Genomic DNA, 1,025 nt, shown 5'->3' on the forward strand with positions numbered 1-1,025 from the left:
TGTGATCTCTCAGTAGGTTGTTCATCCGGGGCGTTCCCGGAATTCTGGAAGTGCGACCAACACAGCCTTCCAGGAGCCCCGGATGAACCTGCATAAACATGCCCGTCTTACCCCTCGAGGTCGAGCCCTTCTCGTGCAACGCATGCTCAATGGGCTACGTGTCGAGGATGCGGCACAAGCCGCAGGGGTTAGTGTCCGCACCGCCTACAAGTGGCTCAGGCGCTTTCGTGAGGAAGGTGAGGTCGGCCTGATGGATCGTTCGTCACGTCCGCATTCATGCCCTCATGAGACGGCAGTCGACCTGATCGCCCAATTGATACAGCTACGCCGATCTCGCCATACCTATCGTCAGATCGCCCAGATACTCGGTATGGCTGTCAGTACCGTTGCGCGTCGTCTCAAACAAGCAGGCTTTCATCGATTGGCCGAGCTAGAGCCCGCTCCAGTGGTGGTGCGCTACGAATATCCCAACGCCGGCGATCTCCTGCACCTGGACATCAAGAAACTGGGCCGATTTTGGCGGCCAGGGCACCGAGTTACGGGGGATCGTCTGCAGGGCTCCGATGGTGCCGGTTGGGAGTTCGTGCATGTGGCCATCGATGATGCGTCCCGGCTGGCCTTTACCAGTCTGCACCCAGATGAGCGCGGCAGTAGCGCCTGTCGAGCCTTGCTGCAGGCGTTGCGTTACTACCGTGGGTTGGGCATACGCTTCAAACGCGTCATGACAGACAATGGTGCCTGCTACCGCTCTCATACGTTTCGGCGCTTATGCGCTCGGCTAGGGCTGAAACACATCCGCACCAAACCCTATACACCTCGCACGAACGGCAAGGCCGAACGTTTCATCCAGACGAGCCTACGTGAGTGGGCCTATGCACGCAGCTATGACAGTTCCGAGCAACGAGCCAGGTACTTGCCTACCTGGCTGCACCACTACAACTGGCATAGACCGCATGCCAGCCTCCACTACAAACCACCAATCAGTCGGGCTCCATTGCCACTGAACAACGTACTGGGTTTACACA

Annotated in this window: 1 protein-coding gene; it reads left to right on the top strand. The window is 58.3% G+C overall.

The genetic code is table 11. The features are described 5' to 3' along the window. Positions 1–82 precede the first annotated feature (82 nt). Positions 83–1,025: IS481 family transposase (locus tag N5D30_RS26060; protein ID WP_279911342.1), on the top strand; the 943-nt coding region annotated here is incomplete at its 3' end.

The organism is Pseudomonas sp. GD03875 (assembly GCF_029840585.1).
Lineage (GTDB): Bacteria > Pseudomonadota > Gammaproteobacteria > Pseudomonadales > Pseudomonadaceae > Aquipseudomonas > Aquipseudomonas paralcaligenes.